Source organism: Corynebacterium sp. c7Ub_26 (genome assembly GCF_053760365.1).
Genome location: NZ_JBSNBL010000002.1, coordinates 121,292 through 144,831 on the forward strand (window position 1 = coordinate 121,292; position 23,540 = coordinate 144,831).

18 protein-coding genes are annotated in these 23,540 nt (G+C 56.5%); 5 read left to right on the plus strand and 13 right to left on the minus strand.

Annotated elements, in window-relative coordinates; genetic code table 11:
• The 11 genes from ftsW to ACWORE_RS03955 all read right to left on the minus strand — a co-directional run bounded on the left by ftsW (position 1) and on the right by ACWORE_RS03955 (position 14,337).
• Complete coding sequence (ftsW, locus tag ACWORE_RS03905) at positions 1-1,656, minus strand: putative lipid II flippase FtsW (RefSeq protein ID WP_455302710.1); 1,656 nt, start codon at positions 1,654-1,656, stop codon at positions 1-3.
• A gap of 5 nt (positions 1,657-1,661) precedes the next feature.
• Positions 1,662-3,131 (minus strand): UDP-N-acetylmuramoyl-L-alanine--D-glutamate ligase, encoded by a 1,470-nt coding sequence (gene murD, locus ACWORE_RS03910; RefSeq protein ID WP_455303112.1) that lies wholly within the window; start codon positions 3,129-3,131, stop codon positions 1,662-1,664.
• A 34-nt stretch (positions 3,132-3,165) separates the two neighbouring features.
• Entirely contained in the window at positions 3,166-4,263 is a 1,098-nt protein-coding gene (mraY, locus tag ACWORE_RS03915) for a phospho-N-acetylmuramoyl-pentapeptide-transferase (protein WP_455302712.1), read from the minus strand.
• Positions 4,263-5,780: a UDP-N-acetylmuramoyl-tripeptide--D-alanyl-D-alanine ligase gene (locus ACWORE_RS03920; RefSeq protein WP_455302714.1), complete on the minus strand. Its 1,518-nt coding sequence runs from the start codon at positions 5,778-5,780 to the stop codon at positions 4,263-4,265. Before ACWORE_RS03920 ends, mraY begins: the two co-directional genes overlap by 1 nt.
• A 52-nt stretch (positions 5,781-5,832) precedes the next feature.
• Positions 5,833-7,413, minus strand: coding sequence for a UDP-N-acetylmuramoyl-L-alanyl-D-glutamate--2,6-diaminopimelate ligase (locus ACWORE_RS03925; RefSeq protein WP_455302716.1), 1,581 nt, complete (start codon positions 7,411-7,413; stop codon positions 5,833-5,835).
• Positions 7,414-7,489: 76 nt separating this feature from the next.
• Complete coding sequence (locus ACWORE_RS03930; protein WP_455302718.1) at positions 7,490-9,412, minus strand: peptidoglycan D,D-transpeptidase FtsI family protein; 1,923 nt, start codon at positions 9,410-9,412, stop codon at positions 7,490-7,492.
• 211 nt (positions 9,413-9,623) lie between these two features.
• A complete protein-coding gene (locus ACWORE_RS03935) occupies positions 9,624-10,523 on the minus strand; it encodes a hypothetical protein (RefSeq protein WP_455302720.1) in 900 nt (299 codons plus the stop codon).
• Positions 10,520-11,692 carry a 16S rRNA (cytosine(1402)-N(4))-methyltransferase RsmH gene (gene rsmH / locus ACWORE_RS03940; protein WP_455302722.1) on the minus strand — a complete coding sequence of 391 codons (1,173 nt, stop codon included), beginning with the start codon at positions 11,690-11,692 and terminating at the stop codon, positions 10,520-10,522. The genes ACWORE_RS03935 and rsmH overlap by 4 nt, the downstream gene beginning before the upstream one ends.
• Before the next feature lie 201 nt (positions 11,693-11,893).
• The gene (gene mraZ, locus ACWORE_RS03945; protein WP_455303113.1) at positions 11,894-12,325 is read right to left on the minus strand and encodes a division/cell wall cluster transcriptional repressor MraZ; all 432 of its coding nucleotides are present in this window, start codon (positions 12,323-12,325) and stop codon (positions 11,894-11,896) included.
• Positions 12,326-13,344: 1,019 nt separating this feature from the next.
• Positions 13,345-13,737 carry a DUF3040 domain-containing protein gene (locus ACWORE_RS03950; protein WP_406606045.1) on the minus strand — a complete coding sequence of 131 codons (393 nt, stop codon included), beginning with the start codon at positions 13,735-13,737 and terminating at the stop codon, positions 13,345-13,347.
• A gap of 207 nt (positions 13,738-13,944) precedes the next feature.
• Positions 13,945-14,337 (minus strand): SAV_6107 family HEPN domain-containing protein, encoded by a 393-nt coding sequence (locus ACWORE_RS03955; RefSeq protein ID WP_296138192.1) that lies wholly within the window; start codon positions 14,335-14,337, stop codon positions 13,945-13,947.
• A gap of 250 nt (positions 14,338-14,587) precedes the next feature.
• Here ACWORE_RS03955 and ACWORE_RS03960 point away from each other — a divergent pair, with 250 nt between their 5' ends.
• Positions 14,588-15,199: a GNAT family N-acetyltransferase gene (locus ACWORE_RS03960; protein ID WP_012731380.1), complete on the plus strand. Its 612-nt coding sequence runs from the start codon at positions 14,588-14,590 to the stop codon at positions 15,197-15,199.
• A 16-nt stretch (positions 15,200-15,215) separates the two neighbouring features.
• On the opposite strand, the gene ACWORE_RS03965 is transcribed toward ACWORE_RS03960, so the two are convergent.
• The gene (locus ACWORE_RS03965; protein WP_455302725.1) at positions 15,216-16,235 is read right to left on the minus strand and encodes a methylenetetrahydrofolate reductase; all 1,020 of its coding nucleotides are present in this window, start codon (positions 16,233-16,235) and stop codon (positions 15,216-15,218) included.
• A gap of 235 nt (positions 16,236-16,470) precedes the next feature.
• On the opposite strand from ACWORE_RS03965, the gene ACWORE_RS03970 reads away from it, so the two are divergent.
• From ACWORE_RS03970 to ACWORE_RS03980, 3 genes are read left to right on the plus strand one after another with little or no spacing between them, the layout of a single operon-like run.
• The gene (locus ACWORE_RS03970) at positions 16,471-17,556 is read left to right on the plus strand and encodes a polyprenyl synthetase family protein (protein WP_455302727.1); all 1,086 of its coding nucleotides are present in this window, start codon (positions 16,471-16,473) and stop codon (positions 17,554-17,556) included.
• Positions 17,553-19,289, plus strand: a complete 1,737-nt coding sequence (crtI, locus tag ACWORE_RS03975; RefSeq protein WP_406605872.1) for a phytoene desaturase family protein — start codon at positions 17,553-17,555, stop codon at positions 19,287-19,289. The genes ACWORE_RS03970 and crtI overlap by 4 nt, the downstream gene beginning before the upstream one ends.
• Positions 19,286-20,809, plus strand: a complete 1,524-nt coding sequence (locus ACWORE_RS03980; RefSeq protein ID WP_455302729.1) for an alpha-(1->6)-mannopyranosyltransferase A — start codon at positions 19,286-19,288, stop codon at positions 20,807-20,809. Before crtI ends, ACWORE_RS03980 begins: the two co-directional genes overlap by 4 nt.
• Here the strand turns inward: ACWORE_RS03980 and ACWORE_RS03985 are convergent.
• Positions 20,765-21,166, minus strand: a complete 402-nt coding sequence (locus ACWORE_RS03985; RefSeq protein ID WP_455302731.1) for an Rv2175c family DNA-binding protein — start codon at positions 21,164-21,166, stop codon at positions 20,765-20,767. The two genes, ACWORE_RS03980 and ACWORE_RS03985, sit on opposite strands and share 45 nt — an antisense overlap.
• Positions 21,167-21,254: 88 nt before the next feature.
• Here ACWORE_RS03985 and ACWORE_RS03990 point away from each other — a divergent pair, with 88 nt between their 5' ends.
• Complete coding sequence (locus tag ACWORE_RS03990; protein ID WP_455302733.1) at positions 21,255-23,420, plus strand: protein kinase domain-containing protein; 2,166 nt, start codon at positions 21,255-21,257, stop codon at positions 23,418-23,420.
• The last annotated feature ends 120 nt before the right edge of the window (positions 23,421-23,540 follow it).

Below are 23,540 nucleotides of genomic sequence, written 5' to 3' on the forward strand. Positions count from 1 at the left end.
TTAACGACGAGTCCCGTCGTCGAATGGCCCAAAGGAACCATTCGACGTACCGTAATCAGATTGATATGTACGCCGGCTGCCGTTTCGGGACCGCCGACGAGGCGCACGGTCATGGGCCCGGTCTCGTCGTTGGCTGGCGGATCCCGAGCTTGGCTGCCTATTGACCTCATTACGTCGACTGCGGGGCGATCCGTTCCGACGAGTCACCGGCTCTCCGAACCTTTGGACCTCGTGGTGTCTGTCAGAGAGCGAACCGCGGCGCGACGACCCCGAACGACCACCGGATCTCCCTCGCGGACCGGCACCCTTCCGAGAACCGTTGCCATTCCGCGATCGCGGATCGTCGTCGTCAACCCACGGGCCTCGACGCAACGTTGAAGGATCAAACGCACGCGGTTCCGGGAAACCTAATAATTTATCGACGACGGGGCGGCCGTAGGTCTGCATCGACGACACTGTCTCAGGCTCATGTCGGGCGCAGTTAAGAAGCAACCCCATCGATACCAATGTGATGATGGCCGACGTTCCGCCGGATGAAATCAACGGCAGCTGAATACCGGTGACGGGAAGAAGCCCGGTCACGTAACCAATGTTGATAAACGCCTGGATGACAATGCCTGTGGTGACCGTCGCAGCCATGAGGCGAAGGAAAGGATCCGCCTGGTTTAACGCGATGCGCATTCCTACCCAGCCCAAGAGGGCGAAGAGAAGGATGACGATGCTGGCACCGAGGAATCCCATTTCTTCACCGACAACGGCGAAGATGAAGTCGTTTTTCGCCTCGGGGAGGTAAAACCACTTGGCACGCGATTGGCCTAGACCTTGCCCCAGGAAAGAGCCGTCGCCTAGAGACAAAAAACCCTGGTAGCTCTGGTAGGCCGTGCCTTGTGTATTGGGGAACTTACCGAAAAGGGTTTCTCTAAACACTTCGACGCGGTTGGACCGATATCCGGCCGTCAAGGTCAGAAGAACAGCGAGGCCCAAGCCGCCGGCGATAATCGTCGTCGTGACCCACTTGGGCACACCCACAAACCAAGCCAGAGCGAGGAAAACGATCATGACCGACGCGACCATGCCGAGGTCACGTTCAAGGGCAACAAGAACGATCACGAGCACCACGATCGCGGTGAAAAATCCCAAGACCTGGCGGATTGAACGTGCGTATAGCGCCCGCTCGGACAGAACTGCAGAACCCCAGACCGCGATGGCTAGCTTGGCAACCTCTGACGGCTGAATGGTGACAGGGCCCAGGACGAGCCATGATTGGGATCCCATCTGCTGGAGACCAGTTCCCAGGCCTGGAATCAGAACCAAAATCAACAGAATGACCGCAAGGCCCATAGCCCAGGGCGAAATTTTCTTAATGGTGGCCGGGGACATTCGGATGGCGAAATACAGACCGACGAGGCCAACCACGACCATCCCGGCTTGTTTGAAGAAATCCGTCCACACACTGTTGGAATCTGCCAGCGACGATGCCATCGAGCTGGACAGCACCATCAAGAGCCCCACACCGGTCAGAATCGCTGTGATCGCGGCAAGGATGTAGTAGTCAAACTTCGGCGTTGATGTCGCAGCATCAATTTTGCCGACGACTCCTTCCCACCATGATCGTGCACGGCGGGATTTCGTTCCTTGGTCAGATTTCACTGTCACGATCCCTATCCTTCTTTACCGCGCCCATAACGACGAGCAGCTTCAGCGAAGAGGTCGCCACGCTGGCTCATCCCCGTGTACATGTCCAAGCTAGCGGCAGCGGGCGCGAGAAGCACCGTGTCACCAGGTTGTGCCAACCGGGAGGCTGCCTGGACGGCTTCATTCATCGCGATCACTGGATCAGTCGACGTAATGACGGTCAAGGGAATGCGGGGATGAATGGTAGCGAGACTCTGGCGAATGATCTCTCTATCCTGCCCCAAAACAACCGCGGCCGAAATACGGTCGGCATTCTTGTGAATGAGATCATCAATCTGGGCGCCTTTAAGCTGCCCACCTGCAATCCACACACATGACTCCACCGCACTTAAAGCTGCGTCCGTCGCGTGAGGGTTGGTCGCCTTCGAGTTGTCGATCCATCGGATGTCTCCAGCTTCAAAAACGACTTGTCCACGGTGCTTTTCGACGACAAAGGAAGAGAGCGCGCGAGCTATGGCGTCTGGCTCCACGCCCTGTGACCGGGCGATGGCTGTGGCTGCGAGCGCGTCTGCGACGCCAGCCGGACCGGGGGGAGAAATTCTTGTCGCATCTGCAATATCCACGCCCTCCGAGTGAGCGGGGACGCATGCACGATCAACGATCTTGCCGTCGATCACCCCAACTTGCCCTGCGCCGGGCTCCCCCATCGTGAATTCGATAACACGACGAGCCGGAGTGTCACCGCTAGAAGAGGTTGAAGAAAGTTCCATGTACCGCTCAGCTTCGCGGCACACACGCTCATCATCCGCATTGACGACGATGACTGACCCTCGGTACACCCGCGCTTTATCCGCCGCGTAGGCATCCATCGAGCCATGCCAATCAATATGGTCTTCTGCAAGATTTAAGACGACACCGGCATCAGGGGTGAGCGTCGGCGACCAGTGAAGCTGGAAACTGGAAAGCTCCGCGACCATGACACTGACCCGCGGAGTCTGTGTTAGCGCAGTCCCGACCGCTACCCCAATGTTCCCCACTGCCTCAGCCGCTGCTCCGGATTCGACCATCATCGATGCGAGCATCGACGTGGCGGTTGTTTTACCATTCGTCCCGGTGACGGCTAACCAGGTGCGTGGTTCTCCAAAACGGCCATCACGATCGGCACACCACGCCAGTTCAACGTCACCAATGACCGGAATTCCTTGCTCCTGCGCGTCGCGTAGCAGGGGCGTGTCTGGCCGCCATCCTGGCGACGTCACGATCAGCGAGGCTTCGTCGAGACGAGAATGAGCCTCCTCGACGGTCATGGCAGATCCGCCGTGGCGGTCTGCAAGCTCACTTGCTGCAGTGAAGTTGCTATCGATGATGCACACCGACCATCCGAGTTGTGTGGCTAGGTCAGCTGCGCCTCGGCCCGATACCCCAGCGCCAGCAATCCACACTGGACCTTGAGGTTGAGGAAGATATGACGATGATGTCTGGACGTGAGACATAATGATGTTCTCTTTCCGTATGGGGTCTCGGGTTTGATTAGGTCCACCCTAACCAGTCAGCGTAAAACATACTCACCCCAGCGACGGCGAACATCGCCGTGAGCAGCCAGAAGCGGACGACCACGGTCGTTTCCGCCCATCCTCCGTTTTCGAAATGGTGGTGGATGGGTGCCATGCGGAATGGCCGTTTACCTGTTGACCGGAAACTGACAAGTTGAATAACAACGGAGATCGTTTCCGCGACGAACAAAGCGCCAATAACGATCATCAGCAATTCGGTCCGCGAGGTCACAGACAAGCCAGCAACCAGTCCACCCAGGGCCAGCGACCCGGTGTCACCCATGAAGATTTTCGCCGGGGCCGCATTCCACCACAGGAAACCAAGGCACGCGCCCAATCCGCACGCAGCCAAAATGGAGAGGTCTAGGGGGTCTCGCACCTGGTAGCACGCGACCGACGCGTTAGAGGCACACGAGTTACGGAATTGCCAAAAGGTCATGATGGAATACGCGGCCATCACGATCGCAGTTGTTCCTGCAGCGAGGCCATCGAGACCGTCGGTAAGGTTCACGGCATTCGACCAGGCGGTCACCAAAATGTAGATGAACAGCAGGAATATGAGGGTCCCGATGATGCCGCCGCCAATCGCAATATCAAAGGTATCGATATCGCGGACGAAGGATAGCTTGGTCGAGGCAGGCTTCAGACCATGCTCATTGAGGAACAGGAGACACAGCACCCCGAAACCGATGGCGAGAACGGCTTGGCCCAGCAGCTTTCCTTTTTTGTTCAGGCCAAGGTTCCGCGCCTTCGCCAATTTGATGTAGTCATCAAGGAAACCGAGGAAGCCCATCCCCACTGTCAGGCCGAGAACTAACAAACCTGACGCTGTGGGTTTGTAGCTCGACTGGGTAAACACAGAGGCTAGGTGCGCAAGAAAATACCCACCGACGATGGCGACGATGATGGCGATACCACCCATCGTGGGAGTTCCGCGCTTGCGCAAATGCGATCGCGGGCCTTCCTCACGGATTTCCTGTCCCAGGCCTTCGTCGGAAAAACGACGAATCAAAATTGGGGTAAAAAGTATTGCAATAATAAAAGAAACGGCGCCGCCGATGATGATATGAACCATTACTCTCCGTTCCCTTCATCCTGACCGGACAAAAGCCCTTCCGTGACTCTCCACAGTCCATCTGAGTATGAAGCCTTGATGAGGACAACATCGTCCGGACGGACTGACGACCACACATTATCGACAGCTGCATCGACGTCGTCCACATGGGTGACATCAACGCCCGACTCCTTAGCTCCGTGCGCTAAAGCCCGCTGGTTAACACCATTGCCGACGACAACAACGTGGTTGATCTTGTGTCGGCCCAACTCTTCGCCGATCGAGTAGTGCTCGTCGGTGGCGGAGGCTCCCAGTTCGCCCATCTGACCTAGGACCGCCCAGGATTGGGCATCTTCGCGTGCCTGAACAGTGGACGCCAATGCGGCAATTCCTGCCCGCATCGAGTCAGGGTTCGCGTTGTACGAATCGTTGATGATGGTTACTCCGTCACGCCGGTTGCGCACATCCATCCGATTGGCGCTCGCGGCGGTGTGGTGCGACAGCGCAGTGGAGATCTCATCCACGGACATCCCGACGGCAAATCCCACGGCTGCGGCTGCGAGAGCATTCGCAACTTGGTGCTGCCCATAAACCTGCAGTTGTACGGGGGCGGGCTCCCCCGTCGGCATGGTCAAGGTGAAGGACGCACGGGCAGAGCTATCGAGAACAACATCAGTGGCGATGACAGCGTCATGTCCATCGGCTGGGTTATCACCAGCTTCGCCAGACTTCACCGAAAAAGTGATCACACGGGCCGAGGTCCGTGGTGCCATGCCCGATACCAAACGATCATCGGCGTTAAGTATGGCAACGCCACCGTCGTCAGCTGACGGCAACGCTTCGACGAGTTCACCTTTGGCTTGGGCAATGGCCTCGCGGGATCCAAATTCGCCCAGATGAGCGGTACCAACGTTAAGGACTGCACCAATCGTCGGAGGCGCAATCCGCGCCAAGTGAGCGATGTGGCCGATTCCGCGGGCACTCATTTCAGCGACTAAGAATCGCGTCGATTCGGTGCATCGCAAGGCGGTGTAGGGGTGCCCAATTTCGTTATTAAAGGACCCGGGTGGTGCCACCGTCTCCCCTTGCGTCCGAAGGATCGTCGCAATCATGTCCTTTGTCGATGTTTTCCCGGCGGAACCCGTCACACCGATCACACGTAGGCCATGGTGAGCGACTAATTCGGTGACCGTGTGGTGGGCAAGCTTGCTGAGGGCAGCCAATGCCGCCTCGCCTTCCCCATCGCGGTCATATTCCAGCGCAGTGGCATTAGTTTCCACGTGCTCAACGTGAGGAATGATGACGGCAGGTACACCCATATCACGTGATAGCAGGGCGAGGGTAGCACCGTCTTTAATGGCTTGGGCGGCGAAATCGTGGCCATTGACTCGGGCACCCGGCAATGCCAGAAATACTGAACCAGGGGCAATCTTCCGCGAATCGAATTCGACGGGCCCTGGTACTACCGCGTCGGGGTCAATATTGACAAGATATCCGCCGGTAATATCCGCGAGACGCCCCGCCGTCATGGGAATCATGGTTGGCTACCTCTTTCACTACGCCCGTACATGTGATGGCACATAACTACTTTTATTTCTCCACCGAGCTATTGAGTTTATCGTCGATGCTTCGCCGCGTTTCGACCCGATCGTCAAATGGATGAGTTGTATCACCAATCAGCTGACCAGTTTCATGCCCTTTACCTGAGACAATAACTGCGTCACCGGGCTGGGCCCATTGGATCGCTGCACGGATCGCTTCTCTGCGATCACCGATCTCACGGATGGTAGGCCGATGCTCCGAACCCTCTGTTTTTACTTTATTGTGAGGTTCGTCCGCACGGTCAACACTTGCATGGTCAGCAACTTCCTGCGCCCCTGCCACGACTTGTTGCCGTATGGAAGCTGGATCTTCACTACGCGGATTATCATCGGTGACAATAACTAGATCGCTACGTAGCGCTGCTTCACGTCCCATGATGGGGCGTTTCGAATGATCCCGATCTCCGCCGGCCCCCACGACAATGGCAATCCGGCCCCGCACATGTGCACGAAGCGTATCCAAGACGGCCGCAATCGCCCCCGGCTTATGGGCGTAATCCACGACGGCCATATAATCCTGGCCACAATCAATACGTTCTAATCGGCCGGGCACGGTCACCGTCGAGAGCCCTTCAATGGCGTCCTCGGCTTTCATCCCGGTCTTCACGAGAAGCCCCATCGCCAACATCGCATTAGCGACGTTAAAACGGCCGGGCATCGGTATATGTAACGTCATCTCATTCGCGCCGAAGCCATACAGCTCGGCGGTCTGCACACCGTTATCCATGACGGAGGAAGGCCCAGCCCACACATCCGGCTGAAGCGATGCGTCATGTTTCGACGCAGCTTCCGTCGACACTGTGAAAGGATGAGGCAGCATCGTCGCTAATCTCTGCCCCCACGCATCATCAATACATACGACGGCGGTCTCCGCATGCAGAGGCGAATCCTCCTTGAAGAGCCGAGCCTTGGTCTGGAAATAATCCTCCATCGTGGGGTGGAAATCGAGGTGATCCTGGGACAAATTAGTAAATCCCGCGACGGAGAAATGGGTTCCCAAAACACGACCCAACGCAATCGCGTGACTGGAAACCTCCATGACCACGTGCGTCACGCCTCGCTTTTTCATCATCGCGAAAAGTGCTTGAAGATTAGGAGCTTCGGGGGTGGTGAGAGTCGAAGGAACCTTCTCCCCATTAATCCTGGTACCCGTGGTACCGATCAGCCCGGTTGAAATGCCGTGATGAAGGAGGGCAGCTTCGACCATATAACTCGTCGTGGTCTTACCTGCTGTCCCGGTAATACCGATCACCGTCAAGTCGCGGGAAGGATGATCATAAACAGCCGACGACACCGCCCCGAGCACGGCGCGAACATCATCAACGACGATAATCGGCAGGTCCTCACGCGTGACCTTTTCTACCCCATCGTGATCAGTCAAGACTGCTGCTGCTGATGAGGAGTCCGCAAATTGTGCGCCATGGACATGGAGTCCAGGTACTCCGGCAAAGAGCCCACCCTCTGGCAAAGCTTGAGCATTAAGCCCAATATCCGTGACGACGAGGTCCGGGTCATCAGCTCGAATGAGGCGGCCACCCGATATTTCCGCAAGTTCTTGCAGCGTTGCCATGACAATCTCCTTGATCACGATCTAGACGGCGAAGGATAACGCGATAAACGATGTTTCCGACAGTAGAAATCTTGAGCTACCCTGCCTGCAACAAGAGGGTGTCACCTGGTTCTTTCGACGGCGGAACGTTGTAGCGGTTAAGCGCCCACGATGCGATGTCGTGGAACAGCGGCGCTGCCGACTGACCACCTTCACCATGAACGCCACGGGCCGGGTTATTCAGCATGATGGCAACGACGAAGCGTGGGTCGTCGGCCGGGGCAATCCCGGCGAATGTGATCCAGTACTTCGAATTGGAATATGCACCGGTGTCCGGGTCAACCTGTTGGGCCGTTCCGGTCTTACCTGCAATTTGATACCCATCGATGGCCGCGCCGGGTCCTGTCCCCTGCTGGTTTCCGCTGTCCTTCTGGACAACCCCGCGGAACATGTTGCGGACCGTTCGTGCCGTCTGGGCACTCACCACCCGCGTTTCGGCGGGAGCGTCAGTGGATACTTCTTTTCCGTCGGGGTCTTTAATGCTCTTCACGATTCGGGGTTCTATGCGCACCCCGTCATTGGCGATGGTTTGGTAGATGCTCGCCATCTGAAGGAGGGATGTTGAAAAGCCCTGGCCGATGGGGAGGTTCGCAAATGTACCGGCGGCCCACTGGGAGCGCGGAGGCAGAAATCCGCTGGTCTCGTTGGGCAGTTCGACTCCCGTTGCCTGTCCAATCCCGAATTTATTCAGGTAATTATTAAACGAATCTGGCCCGACCCGCTGCGCAAGCATCAAAGTTCCGACGTTCGACGACTTGCTGAAAATACCTGTCGTGGTGTACGGAGTGACGCCGTGATCCCACGCATCCTTGACAGTGACGCCGGAATCGTTAATTGAGCCTGGCACCTGCAGTACTTCGTCGGGCGTGGTTTTTTTATCCTCGATCGACGCGGCGGCGGTGATGACCTTGCCGACCGATCCCGGTTCGAAGGGATTGCTTATCGTCCGATCACCAAACTGCTTGCCTTCTTTCAGCTGCTTCTCGATGTCGCCGTTCGGGTCAATCGTTCCCGTCGTAGCCATGGACAATACGTGGCCTGACTTGGCGTCGAGCACCACCGCACTAGCGTCCTCTGCACCGGAATTGGCCTTGGCTTGTTCCAGACTCTGCTGCACGAAAGTCTGCATGTCGTTATCCAAGGTCAGCTGATAGCTATCGCCATCAATCGCCGGGTGTTCATCGCGACGAGAACCAGGGATTGCCATCCCTTGGGCGGCTATATCGACGGTGTAACTCCCGTTCGTCCCCTGGAGGTCAGAGTCCTGCGAGAGCTCTAACCCGAACTGTCCCGATCCGTCCTGGCTTATCTTGCCGAGAACATTTTCGCCGATAGCGCCATTCGGGTACTGGCGGACGTCTTGTCGCTCCGCAGTGATCTCTGGATACTTCTTAACGATTTTTTCCGCTTTATCAGGATCCACGTTGCGGACCAGAACGGAATAATCATCATCGGAGGTTAATTTCTTCTCAATATCCTCCGACTTCACATCATCCGCTTTGCCGTCGTCACCAATCATCCGAGGAAGATCGTCGGCAATATCCTTCATCCGCTGGTCAGGATCTGGGTAACTATCGGGGTTAATCTCATGCCGCTTCTCCATGAAGCTGCGCAGTTCATTCGGATGCACGGACAGCAGTGACGATTCCATGGTGTAGGCAAGATCCTCACCATTGGTGTCGGTGATAGTCCCTCGTCGGGCCGGTTCGGCGATTTTTACCCGACGCTGTTCTTGGGCCTGCGACGACAAGTTCGGTCCGATGATGAGCTGGACCCATACAAGCCGCAAAATAAGGACGATCAGTAAAGCGATAATGATCGCCCGAAGAAGATTGAGGCGCCGCATGGCTGCCTTGGCGCCTGTTATTAACGATGTCCCCGCCATGCTGTTACGTAGCGGTGCATCAGGAGAGCTCCCTGTTCTGGGATTCCGGGGCCGACGAGATGAACTGTTACTCATGGATTCTCCGGTCCCCCTTCTCATGCCTCATTTACCTGATCACCACATACTTTCTACAGATTACTGCCGCCACCTCAAGGTGGGCGATGTTCCGCACTCGCATCCGGAGCCCTCGCAAAATAGTACACAAGCAACCTGACACATCCGGTTCACCTCACACCGCCCAGTCTGACCTGCGACGATCCACAGATCAGATCATGTCCGGACAGTCCTAGGGAGTCGGCGCGGCAGCCTCGCCAGCCGGTGCAGCTTCCGGCGCAGGGTTGGCGCCTTCCGCCTGGCCTGCAGGCAATGGGGCTTCGCGATCAAGTCCTTCACCCTGACTAGCAGCCTGGTTATCGCCCCGCGCCGCTACTGCCCCAGCCGTATTGTCCTGGTACGGAGCCAATTGCGCTGGTCGATTGTTGTCACGGCCTGACGAGGAAGAAGACGTAGCAGACCTTGACGTATTTTTCGTTTTCTCGGGATCCGACGAGGCCTTCGCCTTGGGATCCGCACCGCTATTAATGTCGTGAATCTCATGAGTCTTTGAGGGATCGGCGGCTCTATTCTCAACCACGGAACCGTCGGGATTGACGGTCATAATCCCCGGCTGATCAGGAACAACCATGCCGTCCTCCGAGGCCTTCTTGGCGACTTCTGAGTCCGAGCTCGCGTTCTTGACGTCGCGATGCAGTCCTTCCAACTCGTTATCCAGAGTTGTCTTCTGGTCTTTCGCTTTCTGAATGGCGAACGACTGCTGCGTCGTCACTCCGGAAAGGTACATCGTGACACCCACGCCGACGCCGATAAACAAGATACATACGACGATGAACTGGATCGTGGTCCTCTTGACTCGTCGTTCTTCGGAAACGACGCGTCGGCCTCGGACGGAAATGACCTGACGAGATCCCATTCTCTTCGCGGCGCTCGTCCTCTTTTTCCGTGCTACGGACGTACTCGAGGAGCGGAGGCTATTTCCTTCCCGACGCGACCGAACCGGCGTTTCTGCTCGTCGGTCACGTGAGGTGGTCCGCGTCAACATCGCCGTAGAGGCACGCCCCGCGGTATCGACGTCATGATCGTGGCTTGCCCGTCGAGCTGCTGTTCCAGCCCCTGTCAAGGTAGTCATTGTTCTCCTTCGACGTCTTCGCGGTGTGAAATGCTCTGTTGTGCGGAAGAGACCAGCTGTTCTCTTCCCATTAGGCGGGCCTCGTGCCGGAATTCTGGTCGAGCTGAATATGTGGTGGATGATCCCGAAGCCCTCGCTGGAGTACTGCCCGGCGGCGGGCTCGAGTGCGAGTAGCCCGTTCTCTCTACGGCACGGACGCGGACCGAATGTGCGCGCGGATTCTTATCATTCTCCTGCTCATCGGCCTTTTCCGAACCCCGCGTTACCAAGTGAAAATCGGGGGCACTGTTGGGCAGATCGATAGGAAGTCCCGGAGGGGTCTTCGATTCTGTCAGCTCCGCCAGTTCCCTCTTTACAATTTTGTCTTCAAGGCTTTGGTAGCTCATGAACACTGCCCGTCCACCAAGGTGGAGGTAGGAGCAGACTTTCGGAATGACGCGACGCAAAGCATCCAGCTCAGCATTGACCTCAACGCGCAAAGCTTGAAAGGTCCTCTTCGCCGGATGGCCCCCATGACGGCGGGCCGACGCCGGAATTGTTGCGTAGATCAGTTCCACTAACCGCTGCGACGTGGTCCAGGGTTCCTTCTCACGTTCACGAACAATGGCGCGAGCAAGAGGCCCAGCAAAGCGTTCATCGCCATATGTTTTTAAGATGCGAGCCAGCTCGCCGTGGCTATACGTATTAAGGACATCGGCAGCGGTTTTGCCCGTCGACGTATCCATCCGCATGTCCAGCGGACCGTCGTCGCGGTAGGTAAAACCCCGGTCCACCTGATCTAGTTGCATCGACGACACCCCAAGATCAAAGAAACCGGCGCTAAGACCGTGAGCGTGAAAAGCGTCGACAACTGGGTGATGAGCATCGTCTAATGCCTCATCGAAGTTGTCGAAACGGGCATGCACTGGGTAGAACCGGCCCTGGAATCGAGACAGCCGCTCAGTGGTTCGGGATAGTTCCTTCTTGTCTCGGTCAACCCCGATGACCATTGCCGACGGGAAACGCTCCAGGAAAGATTCGGTGTGCCCGCCAGCTCCGAGGGTGCCGTCGAGAATGACGGATGGTGCCGACTTCTCTGATGGTTCTGTGACCGTGGGAGCTATCAGCTCAACCATGCGTTCCAGCATGACGGGAACGTGACCATGCGTACCAGTGTGGCGGTCGGCCATTGTCCCCTCTTTCATCGTCGCGGTCAGAATATTGGGTGGTCGTGGTGATGGAGAGGAATGTAAACAGGGCCCTACCCGCTCAGTGCCTGGTGTTGGGGAAGTACATCAGGATCTAAACGGGCAGAGGCCTGCACACATTCCTTACACTCGCTGTAGATCATTGCGACGGTCGACCATGTGGGTGGTGAACTCAAGGAGTCCTTAGAGGAAGTCCATGAAGGCAGCGTCGCCACCGTTGGCGTAGCTTTCTTCATGTTCGGCTTGGTACCGATTCCACGACTCCGCATTCCAGATTTCGACGAAGTCAACAGAACCAATCACGACGCATTCTTTGCTTAACCCTGCGTAGCGACGATGATCAGGCGAAATCGTTATTCGCCCATGACCATCAACAGATTGTTCATCCGCGCTGGCCGCTAAGTTACGCACAAATGCGCGAGCCTCCGGGTTCGTTCGAGATGCAGCAGCAGCTTTACGAGCGCGTTCGAGGAACACGTCCCGCGGGTAGATGGCTAGTGAATGGTCTTGGCCTTTCGTCACCATCAAGCCGTCTGCTAACTCATCACGAAACTTGGCCGGAAGAGTCAAGCGTCCTTTGTCGTCCATCTTGGGGGTGAAAGTACCGAAGAACATGACCTTCGGACTCCTTCCCTCAACATCGACGATCCACATCCAGTCGAGTGCCATGTCGTTATCAGCGCCGGCCGCCAACAACGACAGTCATCTACAGAATTAGTGCGACGGACTTACCTTGTCCGCCAATGGCACCCACTTTAACCCACTCTGCCCCACAACGCACCATTGGCACGACGCTTTCAGCAAATCTTTAGCTTTTTTTCATTATGACAACACGACCCAATCACGAGCCGCACTGTTGATACTACGCTATTTTACTCCGTTGACGTGCATAAACCCGTGATAGATTGGTATAACAGCCGACGCTAGGAACGTCGATCAAACCTCTTCGCAGGGAGTCGCCATTCAACCCCGACGAGGGCACACCCGCGCCGACCGCACGCAATGTGCAGCCGAAAAACATACCTGAGTCGTGCCACTTCCAGCACATAAGTCCATTCATTCCCCATCAGTCAGAGAAATAACGACATTTTTAGCGAAAAGCTGAGAATCAGCGAGCCAGAGTGGGGCAAAGTGGGGGAATTCTAATTACTGAACCGAACATACGGGTTATACGACAAAACTGTTGGTGGTGGATGTGATCTGCTCAAGACAGAGCACACCGTCGGATAGGAGGATCGGCTCGATAAGCTGCCGGTAGTCACTGGTGGTTTCGCGTGCGCATCACCACCAGGTGATGGCGTGGTCGATTCTTGAACAGGGAACCACGACATCATTGCCTCGTAACACAGGTCGGGTGCAGCACCGTGTATTTCTGGTCAAAAGAGGCGGATATATGGTTGCCGGGCACATATTTTTCATTTCTGCCTAGATCACAGGCCAGAAATCACCGGGCTCGAATACACTTTCTGTCGTATTACCCGAACATACGAAAAAGCCCTGGTGGTGAGCTTGTACACTCACCACCAGGGCTGCAGTGTCTTGTTAGACAGTTTTACGTTGTATGGGAAGCCTTGCGCCGAAGCTTCGACCCCCATACGCAAAACTCAGTTCACATATGGGAATCACAATGAGTTTTAGCGCTCGAAACGTCGACGGAAATTCTCTTCCATGCCGCCCGGTCGGCTACTCAAAGACGACTTACGAGCTTTCCGCTGCTTCTTCGCCGTTTTGTCGGAACGATCCCCCACTGTGAGTTTCGACGAGCGGTCACCACGTAATCCGATCACGCCGGCGGCGAACATCACCAAGAACCCGGCAACCGACATCACAACAAACCACAGGCTCGCTTGCGATAGAGCTATTCCGCCTACAAGTAAGACGAGGCCAAGGACCAGCAGAGCAACGACTTTGACGAAGGCGCCACCACGCTGGATTGACCCGACGTTTTTACCAAAGTCTGGGTCTTCCTGATACAGAGCATTCTCGATTTCGTCGAGGACACGCTGCTCTTGCTCTGAGAGGGCCACAACTCCTCCATCTTCCATGAAAGTACCGTTTTCTACCTGGCATAACGCAACAGGTGCCAAAACAGTTCCGTTTATAACCTCATTGTAACCACCATGTACCCCCATTTCTCCACCCCGGTGCACGCAACAATGAATGCCGTCATTTTCAATCCCCGGAAGGCGCTACCCACACCCCTTTTGAGTCAACTTCGTTAAGCCCTCCAGGCTTTAAGCTGCAGCCGGTATCCATGCATACCGATCATTCACAGCAGCGCGGAAATCCAAGACGAGCTGCTCAAAATGCTCGATATAAGCAACCGTCAGGGAGGGGGATAATCCCAACCGGACTCGTTCCTTGATAGGCGAATACTTTCGGAAGACATCTGCCCACGGGCTCAGCTGTCCGCCATAACGTGCAAGCAGAGTCCACGCATCACCCTTGGGCTTCCTTTTACGGCTCGCGATAGCATCTTCAATAACAGCTCCAGCGAGTCGGAGCGCTGCGTAATAAGAGTCCAGCAAGCGTCGTTCCAATTCATCCTGGCTGACGTCGTCAGTCTTGTTAGCCAGTAATGCATCCGCTTTCCTGAGAAAACTTACCGTTGCCGCGTTCATCATCATCCACTCCTTGGAGCCGTCGTCTCTACACTTTCGAGCAAGCACTGCAGTTACCGAACAGCGTCGCTACCCAGCGATGTCTTTTTCGAGCGCCTATTTCCTTGTTGACACTTGACACACTACGAAGAGGTGCGGACATAAGAGTCGAACAAAACTAGAAAATTCGCACATACATTCGAAATCGACAGCAGGTAACTCCCCGCTTCTCCCGGTTAACTCCCCCACCCCGGTTCGCGCATGGTTTCATTAAAGAATGCCCATCACTTTCACGACGTTGACCGCAGCGCAATTTCGTCGACGAGTCCCCGAAATGGTCTCTATTTATATCCGTGCGATGGGCTACAGCTCCACTATCTCGGGCGCGCGACAATCGGCATGGAACACACACTCGCGATATCTTGGCTTCCACTCCGTGGCTGCTATCGAGCATCCCGCAGGAGAGGAACCAAATCCTAAAGATCCCACACAGCCTATCCGTGGTTTTATCTACGGTTATCGGGGCGGCAACGGACAATGGTGGAATACGCAGGTCAAAGCAGCTCTCATGGTTGCCGGAGTTCCGCCGTCTCTACGCATTCAGCTCCTGGACAACTACACGGAACTCACCGAAATTCACGTGGACCCGTCGTGGCAAGGTAACAATATTGGCCGACGATTGTTGACTATCTTTGCGGACAGCCTCACGAGCCAGCGGCTGCTCCTGTCCACCCCCGAAGTCACCAGTGAAAACAACCGCGCATTCCACCTCTACCGACGACTAGGATTCACCGACGTCGTTCGGAATATGCACTTCCCCGGTGATCCGCGTCCGTTTGCAATCCTTGGCAGCCGGCTACCCCTTGGGGACAACTCATCACTGATTTAACAACGCACTGTAGAGGTCATCGAACCGCATCATGACCGTGATCAGTCCCCCACGCCGGAGCCATCCCTAAATTGTGCAGCACTTCCTGCGTCGCACGCGCAAAGTTCAACGTCATAAAGTGCAGGTCAGGCGCACCTTCACTAATCAGACGCTCCGCCATCGCCGTCGTATGAGCAATCCCGATCTTCCGAATTTCCTGGCGGACGCGCGGATCAGAAGGATCACCAGTGGCAGTAGCTTTTTCCAGCCGTTCCTCAAGATCTGCCGGAACACGGCACCCCGCCAATTCACGCTGCCTGCGAAGAGACTTCAGCGAGGTGATCGGCATGAGCCCAGGAATCACCGGTTTAGCACCGTGAACCGGATCCGCCGCAGCGAGTCGATCCCGAAGACGCAGGTAATACTCGACATCAAAGAACATTTGAGTAATGGAATAGCTCGCGCCGGCCCGAAGTTTCGCAATCGTATAGGCGGTGTCCGAATCCAGATCGGTGGCACGATAGTGCTTATCAGGAAACGACGCGATACCAATCTCAAATTGCCGCTGTGTATCGCACTCTTGAATGAGCTTGATCAGGTCGATGGTATATTCCAAACCACCCGGCGTGAGGACCCATTCACCCGTGGGATCTCCTGGCGGATCTCCGCGCAACGCCAAAATATTCGTTAGTCCGCATTCCTGATAGCTTGCGATAATCTCCTTCAACTCATCCACCGTGTGCTGCACCAACGTCAAATGAACGAGCGTCGTTAGGGGAGTATGTGCCAGCTCCTGACCGATCCGAATAGTACGGCTACGGCTCGAACCACCTGCTCCGTAGGTCACCGACACAAAGCTCGCACCAAGATCGTGGAATGTCGCCGCGGCATCATTGAGACGACGTTCCGCAGCGTCATCACGCGGGGGCATAAATTCCACGGAAAACGGCACAGGGCCCGGCGTCGGCAAGGAAATAGCCTGGGAAATCGGGACTTGTTGATAAATAGGCCGAGGTGGACGATTCGTGGGCGTATGCGCCGAGTTGGGCGAGGACATAAATAGGTATCTTAGAAAAAGAAAGGTGCGACAACCAGTAAAACTGTCAGGTAATGGCGCGACAAATACGTCGGTGTTGGATCCACGGTGTTGGTCATGGTGATCAACCGGGTTAGCTCGGCGCGTCCATGGTGTCGTGTAGTTTTACCTTTATGCTCCTCAACCGCCCATATCCCATACGTGAATCGTGAGTGAGTTCGCTATCGTGACTGATCAAATAGGTGCTACACCATCTATGCCGCGTTCTGTTGACGACGTACCCCGCTGTGTCGTCGCGCACCTTAATGAGTTCTTCATGGCGCGTCAGTCAGCCATGAAAGCCATTTCCCCCGTGGCAGACGAAGCAATGACCGCCCTCACCGATTTTACGATCAACGGCGGCAAACGGATCCGGCCAACATTTGCCTGGTTGGGGTGGATGGGATCCTTGCACTTGACGTTCTCGGACGCAGCAGATCATCCGGATGCTGACGCCGTCCTGCATGCGGTCTCCTCGTTGGAGCTCTTGCAGTCCTGTGCTCTGATCCACGACGACATCATCGATTCATCGGCAACACGACGCGGAATGCCCACCGTTCACGAGCACTTCAAGCAGTCACATTCAGCCCACGCGTGGCATGGTCGAGGAGAAAACTACGGGAATGCGGTCGCGATTCTCATCGGCGATCTAGCCCTGAGCTGGGCAGATGACATGTTCATGGAGGCTGCATTACCTCCCACCCAGCGCGATCGTGCGTGGCAGCCCTGGCAAGACATGCGCACGGAAGTGGTTTGTGGACAAATCATGGATGTCACTGCTGAGGCTCAGGGGGACGGTTCGTTGCGTACAGCAGAGCGGGTCAACCGATATAAGACGGCGGCATACACCGTGGAGCGTCCACTCCATATTGGAGCCGCTCTGGCGGGAGCACCGCAGGACACGGCGACAGCGCTGCGCACTTTTGGACGTGACATCGGTGTGGCGTTCCAGTTACGCGATGACCAGCTGGGTGTTTTCGGCGATCCTGAGGTCACTGGGAAACCTTCCGGAGATGACCTGCGCGAAGGAAAGCGCACCACCTTACTGGCTCTCACGCTGGACAATGTCTCGGAGTCGGATCGCGAGACAGTGGAATCTAGTTTGGGCCAGCCCTTAAGTGAGCGGGACGTTGATCATTTACGCGCGATTATCAAAAAATCCGGCGCCTATGACCGCGTTGAAAAGCAGATCGATAGCTTAGTGACATCCGCCGTCCACGCGCTCGCCGACGCGCGCATATCTGACGACGCACACCGCGCATTGAGGTCGATGGCTATTTTCTCGACGGAGCGCCGTCGATGAGCACATCTTTTCTTTCTCATTACTTGTCGACGCCCCGGCGCGCGGTATCAGGCCGAACCGACCGTGTAGTTGTGGTGGGGGCTGGGTTGTCTGGACTGGCTGCGGCGGTGTTGCTGGCTGGCTCCGGGCGTTCAGTAACGGTGGTGGAGAGAGAGGACCACGTGGGCGGACGCGCTGCAACCGAGACGGTCTCTACTCCCCTGGGAGATGTCCGCGTCGATACGGGAGCGACGGTGGTGACGATGCCGCGGCTCGTTGATGAGATTCTGGCATCTGTGGGGCTATCGACGGGTGACCTCGCGCCTGATTTTTCATATCAGCGTTTGTCTCCGGCGTATCATGCATTGTTTTCGTCGGGCCGACATCTCGACGTCTTCGCTGACGGAGTTGGTGAGGAGGACGCTCAGGAGGCAGCTGCCGGGAGCGATAGCCGGCTGGACGATGAGATCCGTCGGTTTGCCCGAGAGAAGTTTGACGACGTACCCCACCGCAGCAGCAATGCGAACCGCGATGAGTTCACTGAATCCCGTGTTACGGGTGTGCGGGGTTATCGCCTGTGGGCGCAGTCAATGTTCGACGCGTGCTTTTCGCACTTGATGAACGCCGATTTTGATTCAGTGTGGGACCTTGTTCGCACCCGCGAATCGACGCAGAGTTTGGCGCGAGTTGCGCGTCGTGGTGGCTTCGGCTCCTTGGGCCGGGCAGCAGAGCGCTACCTCTCTGATGATGAACTTCGGAAGGTGTTCTCATTTCAGGCTCTGTACGCGGGGGTTCCGCCCAAGAAGGCTCGTGCTGTGTACGCAACGATTTCCCATATGGATACCGGGATGGGGGTCTTCTATCCGACTCGTGGGCCACATGGTTCCGGGGTCGGCGCCCTATGCGACATTCTCGCAGCGGCACTCAAGCAGTCCGGCGGTGAGCTCATGCTCAACACACGGGTCACTTCATTGAGCCACGCCTCTCACGGAGCCGGATCCTCCACACCTCATTCCGACAGAATTCATGCGGTCGAGACAACTCAGGGCACGTTGCCTACCGACGTCGTTATTACGACATGTGACATCCCTGAGCTCGATACCATCTCGGGCCGACGGGGCCGTCGGACTATGAGGTGGTCTCCCTCCGCATTCGTGATGCACGGCGCCATCCCTCGTCAGGTCGCACGCCACTGGCCTGGTGGGCACCACACCATCTCTTTCGGGAAGGAGTGGGATCGTACATTTTCGGAGATCACGGCTCCTCACGGTCGTGGCCGCCTCATGTCCGATCCGTCGCTCTTGGTTACTCGTCCTGCCTGTTCAGCACCGGATTTAGTATCGACGTCGACGACGTCGCCTCATGTTCCTATTGAACCGGTCAGTGTTTTGGCACCGTGCCCCAACACTGAATCAGCCCACATCGACTGGTCGTCATTGGCTGCCTCCTATCAAGAGGATCTCCTATCCGTCCTGGAAGACCGCGGGTTCGAGGGCATCCGTGAGTCATTCGCCGTCGGGAAAGTGGATACACCCGAAACATGGTCTGCACTCGGGATGGGCGCAGGAACTCCTTTTGCCCCCGCTCATCTTTTCCGACAGACGGGGCCGTTTCGGTTCCGCAACTTCCCCGTACGTTCGTTTTCTAACCTGATTCACGCTGGTTCAAGTACGACACCTGGCGTTGGGGTCCCCACTGTTATCCTCTCAGGAGCGCTTGCAGCTGCTCGAATAACGCGAGGTGATCATCCATGAGCACCCCTTCACGCACGAACCCACTGCGTCGACCACTGTGGTTGGGGACGGTCGCGTCGATACTTCTGATGGTGTCGTCATGGAGTTCCGGGGCTCAGCGCACCCGCGGGGGAATCGTCCGGATGCTCAATCTGGACTGGATCATGTATGGCCATGTCAAGAACATCGGCTTCATCTTGTCCTGGGTCGCGTTGGGGCTGCTACTGTACTGCTGGTGCCTGTGGGGTCGTATTGTCTATCACGACAACACCCCCATCCGTGAATCGGTAAAGACGCTAGTGGGGTGGATAGTTCCGCTCCTTTTCGCGTCCCCGATGTACTCACGCGATGTCTATTCCTACCTGGTCCAGGGGTCAATGGTCCGCGATGGGTTTGATCCCTACAAGGATGGGGCTGCCGTCAATCCTGGGCCGATGCTGCTGGAAGTCAGCCCAGATTGGAGAAACACCACCACACCATACGGGCCACTTCATTTATGGATCGGCGACGGAATAACAACCCTAGTTGGATCCAATATCACCATCGGCGTTTTTCTCTACAAGTTCATCTCCGTCGCAGGATATGCCGCTATTGCATGGGCAGTGGTATCCATTACCCGGCATATCGGTGGGAATCCCGCGGTGGCCCTCTGGCTCGGTGTTGCCAACCCTGTTGTGTTCCTCCATCTGGTGGGAGGCATGCACAATGAATCAGTCATGGTTGCCTTTTCCTGCCTTGGGCTGGTTCTGGCTTTACGACGCCACCCACTGTGGGGTGCGCTGTTCATTGGCATCGGTTTTTCCCTGAAAGCGACGGCCCTCGTGACCCTCCCCTTCCTCATCTGGATCGCGATGCGGCAACGAGGAATCGCCCCCTCCACATGGTCACTCCACGACCCCCGAGGAACATTGACGCCACTGAAAAAAGCCGTTCCCGCATTCGTGTTCTACGGGATCACGACTGTCCTGATTGTATGCACGGTGTTGACCGCCATCACCTATGCGTCGGGGACCTCGTGGGGCTGGGTGTCTCAGCTCAGCGGAAATACGAAGGTCATCAACCTCTTAGCGCTCCCCAGCTTCCTGGCCCAGTTCACGGCCGCTTTCGCAGCCTCGTTCTTCTCCGGCGCGACCTTCAACTCGGTGCTGTCGATCTACCGGAGTATCTCGATGATCATCATGGTTGTCCTCCTGGTCGTGGTCTGGTGGCGATTCCGCCAGACTCCGCGCCGGGCCATTGAGGGCGCAGCATGGGCGTACTTAATTACGTGCATCTTTAATGCCGTTACGCTGCCGTGGTATTACGCTGCTGGCGTCGTTCTCGTCGGTACTTTCCGGCCATCACCACGGGTTACGCACTTCACTGTTATTGCCTCGCTCATCGTGGCGGGATCGTTCACAGGGTCTGGCAACAATTGGTTGTACAGATGGTCCTGGATGTGGATCGTGATAACGGTCGCCTTCGTTCTGTATTTCGCCGTGTTCCGAGGGGACGAATCAAAATCCCATCGCTTGGGCACGACGCATGACCTCGCGAGCTAGGTGACCATGGAGTGCGTCGATGGGGCGCCCTGGCAGGGTTTCGTCGTCGGTAAACAGGTAGTTCAGTATCTCGTCATTGGAGTATCCGCCGTCGGACATGAGGGCAATGAGACCGGGGACGTGTTTATTGATGGTCACGCGCTCACCGGGCTCGGGGCGGCCTTCGTCGTTCAGCCCGTTGAAGAAGCGTGCTGGAATTTGCCGCTGGTGATCGCGGTCAATCGCGATAAGCTGGCCTTTATTAATAAGATCCCGAACCCGGCTGACGGGCTGGTGGAGATAGTCCGCAACCTCTGCGATAGGGAGGACGATTTCGCTGGCGGATAGGACATCGGGAGTTCTTGAGTTTTTCTTCACGGTTTATACCGTAGCTGACAATCCCTAGTAATTTGGTGAGTGGAAAGCATCGGGCCGACACAACGGGCTAAGAGAGGATAACGACCACGTGCCTACATTGAGCCATGGAGATCTGGTTGACCGCCGTTATCGCGTGCAATCACTTATCGCTCGTGGCGGGATGGCCGCGATTTATCGGGGCGTTGATGAACGTCTCGATCGACCAGTGGCGCTCAAAATTCTTGACGATCGTTTTGCTCACAATGATCAGTTCCGCACCCGGTTCGAGCGAGAAGCGCGGGCTGCGGCGCGGTTGTCCCATCCATCGCTCGTTAATGTGTTTGACCAGGGTGATGATGGCACGAGTGTGTTCCTTGCCATGGAGTTGGTCGACGGTGGGACATTGCGTGAACTCTTACGTGAGCGTGGCCCGATGCCCCCTCATGCGGCGACAGCTGTCATGGAACCGGTCCTAACTGCCCTTGGATTAGCACATTCTGCGGGGCTAATTCACCGGGATGCGAAGCCCGAAAATATCTTGATTAGCGACGATCACCAGGTAAAACTGGCTGATTTTGGGCTGGTTCGGGCGACGGCTGAATCCTCCTTGACGACGACGTCGGTGATGATGGGGACTGTTGCCTACTTGTCCCCGGAACAAGTGCGGGGCGGAAGTGTCGATGCCCGAAGCGATGTCTATTCGGCGGGTATTGTCCTCTACGAACTTCTGACGGGGACGACGCCTTTCCATGGCGACACGTCGCTGGCCACAGCCTATATGCGGCTTGATCACCCTGTGCCTCGTGCCTCTAAGGCCATTGATGGTGTTCCGGCGGAGTTTGACCAGCTGATATCCCGGGCAACTGCTCTAGACCCTGAGGATCGTTTTGCTAATGGGTCGGAATTTCGCACGGCAGTTATGCAGGTTGCCGACGAACTCCGGCTCCCTTTGTCTTCGTTCCGTGTTCCGGTTCCGATTGATTCTGCGTCGCATCGGTCTCGGGATGCGGCTCGGGAGGCTGAATCAGTGCAAACACCCGATGGTGGGGATACTGGTGCGCGGCAGGATATTGCTCAGGGCACGCCTGACGACGAGGGGGAAACGGCCATCGTCGGAAATGTAGGAAATGCCGCTCCACCGAAAAATACGGTTGACCACGATGGTTATGCGGGCACCGATGGCTCGACGGCGGTGTTGTTTCCCGATTACAAGCCCAACCGGTCAACCGGTGATATGGCCTCCACGCGGATTGATTTTCCGGAGCGTCAGCCGTCGGAACCGGAACCTTCCCATGTGGCGTCGTCGTCGGGAGGAACCGCGACACCTGCTCCGGGGTCAACTGCTAGTCACCGCACGTCCGTGGTGAATGACAAACCACAGGTGGGAAATCACTCACGCCTCGGCTGTGCTTTGTGGACCATTGTCGCGCTTATCCTCGTCGGCGCGGTCAGTCTCGGAGCATGGTGGCTGGGTTCCGGCCGGTACGGGGAGATTCCGCCGGTGACCGGGTCTGACGTTTCAACCGCCCATCACGACATCACTGAGGCGGGTTTTGAGGTCACTGAAAAGACGGAATATTCCAATACCGTTCCCTCGAAGACGGTTGCGGCGTCGTCACCCCAGGCCGGCAAGCGAGTGACAAAGGGAACGACCGTGACATTGACCGTCTCTGCAGGCCGTCCGACGGTTCCGGAGATTCCAGCAGACCGGTCAGTAGAGGTCTACACACGGACTCTCTCTGAGCGGACGTTGTCTACGAAGACAACGAAGTCCGACTATTCTTCCGACGTCCCGGAGGGGCAACTTCTTTCCGTCTCCCCCGCTCCGGGGAGCACGGTCGGTGTGCGTTCCTCAGTCACACTCACTGTCAGTAAAGGCCCTAAGCCTGTTTCCGTCCCCGATGTCTCAGGAAAATCCGAAGATGATGCCCGGCATGAACTAGAGAAGGTCGGCCTTCATGTCGGTGACGTTTCGACGGACGACTCGGCAACCGACCTCCGCCAGCGGGGCAAGGTGACTCGCACCGATCCTGGTGAAGGAACGGAAGTCAATGAGGGCTCGGCGGTCAACCTCTTTGTTGCCCCTGATGTTGCGGTTCCACAGTTGATCGGTTCTACGGTCAAGGAAGCTCGTGCGAAGGCAGAAAAAGCTGGGTTGAAGATCGACGCTGGCGATGCGAAGAGCAATGACCGTGTTCTGGTTCAAAATCCCCTGCCCGGTTTTTCTGCCGAACGTGACTCGGTGATCACTGTCAAAACTGTGAAGACTCTCTAGTCAGATGAGCTCGAGCTTGTCCCTGTTCTCGAGTACCATATCCACGTCCTCGTGATCATCTTCAGCTCAGCACAACGCGTGCCTGCGCGTTATAGCTTCTTGTCATGAAAAGGGCTTTCG

Coding starts and splice junctions, on each gene's coding strand:
- mraY (WP_455302712.1), bottom strand. CDS start 4,263: ATGGTTCATATCATCATCGGCGGCGCCGTTTCTTTTATTATTGCAATA.
- ACWORE_RS03920 (WP_455302714.1), bottom strand. CDS start 5,780: ATGATTCCCATGACGGCGGGGCGTCTCGCGGATATTACCGGCGGATAT.
- ACWORE_RS03925 (WP_455302716.1), bottom strand. CDS start 7,413: ATGGCAACGCTGCAAGAACTTGCGGAAATATCGGGTGGCCGCCTCATT.
- ACWORE_RS03930 (WP_455302718.1), bottom strand. CDS start 9,412: ATGAGTAACAGTTCATCTCGTCGGCCCCGGAATCCCAGAACAGGGAGC.
- ACWORE_RS03935 (WP_455302720.1), bottom strand. CDS start 10,523: ATGACTACCTTGACAGGGGCTGGAACAGCAGCTCGACGGGCAAGCCAC.
- rsmH (WP_455302722.1), bottom strand. CDS start 11,692: ATGGCCGACCGCCACACTGGTACGCATGGTCACGTTCCCGTCATGCTG.
- mraZ (WP_455303113.1), bottom strand. CDS start 12,325: ATGTTCTTCGGTACTTTCACCCCCAAGATGGACGACAAAGGACGCTTG.
- ACWORE_RS03955 (WP_296138192.1), bottom strand. CDS start 14,337: ATGATGATGAACGCGGCAACGGTAAGTTTTCTCAGGAAAGCGGATGCA.
- ACWORE_RS03960 (WP_012731380.1), top strand. CDS start 14,588: ATGCCCATCACTTTCACGACGTTGACCGCAGCGCAATTTCGTCGACGA.
- ACWORE_RS03965 (WP_455302725.1), bottom strand. CDS start 16,235: ATGTCCTCGCCCAACTCGGCGCATACGCCCACGAATCGTCCACCTCGG.
- ACWORE_RS03970 (WP_455302727.1), top strand. CDS start 16,471: ATGCCGCGTTCTGTTGACGACGTACCCCGCTGTGTCGTCGCGCACCTT.
- crtI (WP_406605872.1), top strand. CDS start 17,553: ATGAGCACATCTTTTCTTTCTCATTACTTGTCGACGCCCCGGCGCGCG.
- ACWORE_RS03980 (WP_455302729.1), top strand. CDS start 19,286: ATGAGCACCCCTTCACGCACGAACCCACTGCGTCGACCACTGTGGTTG.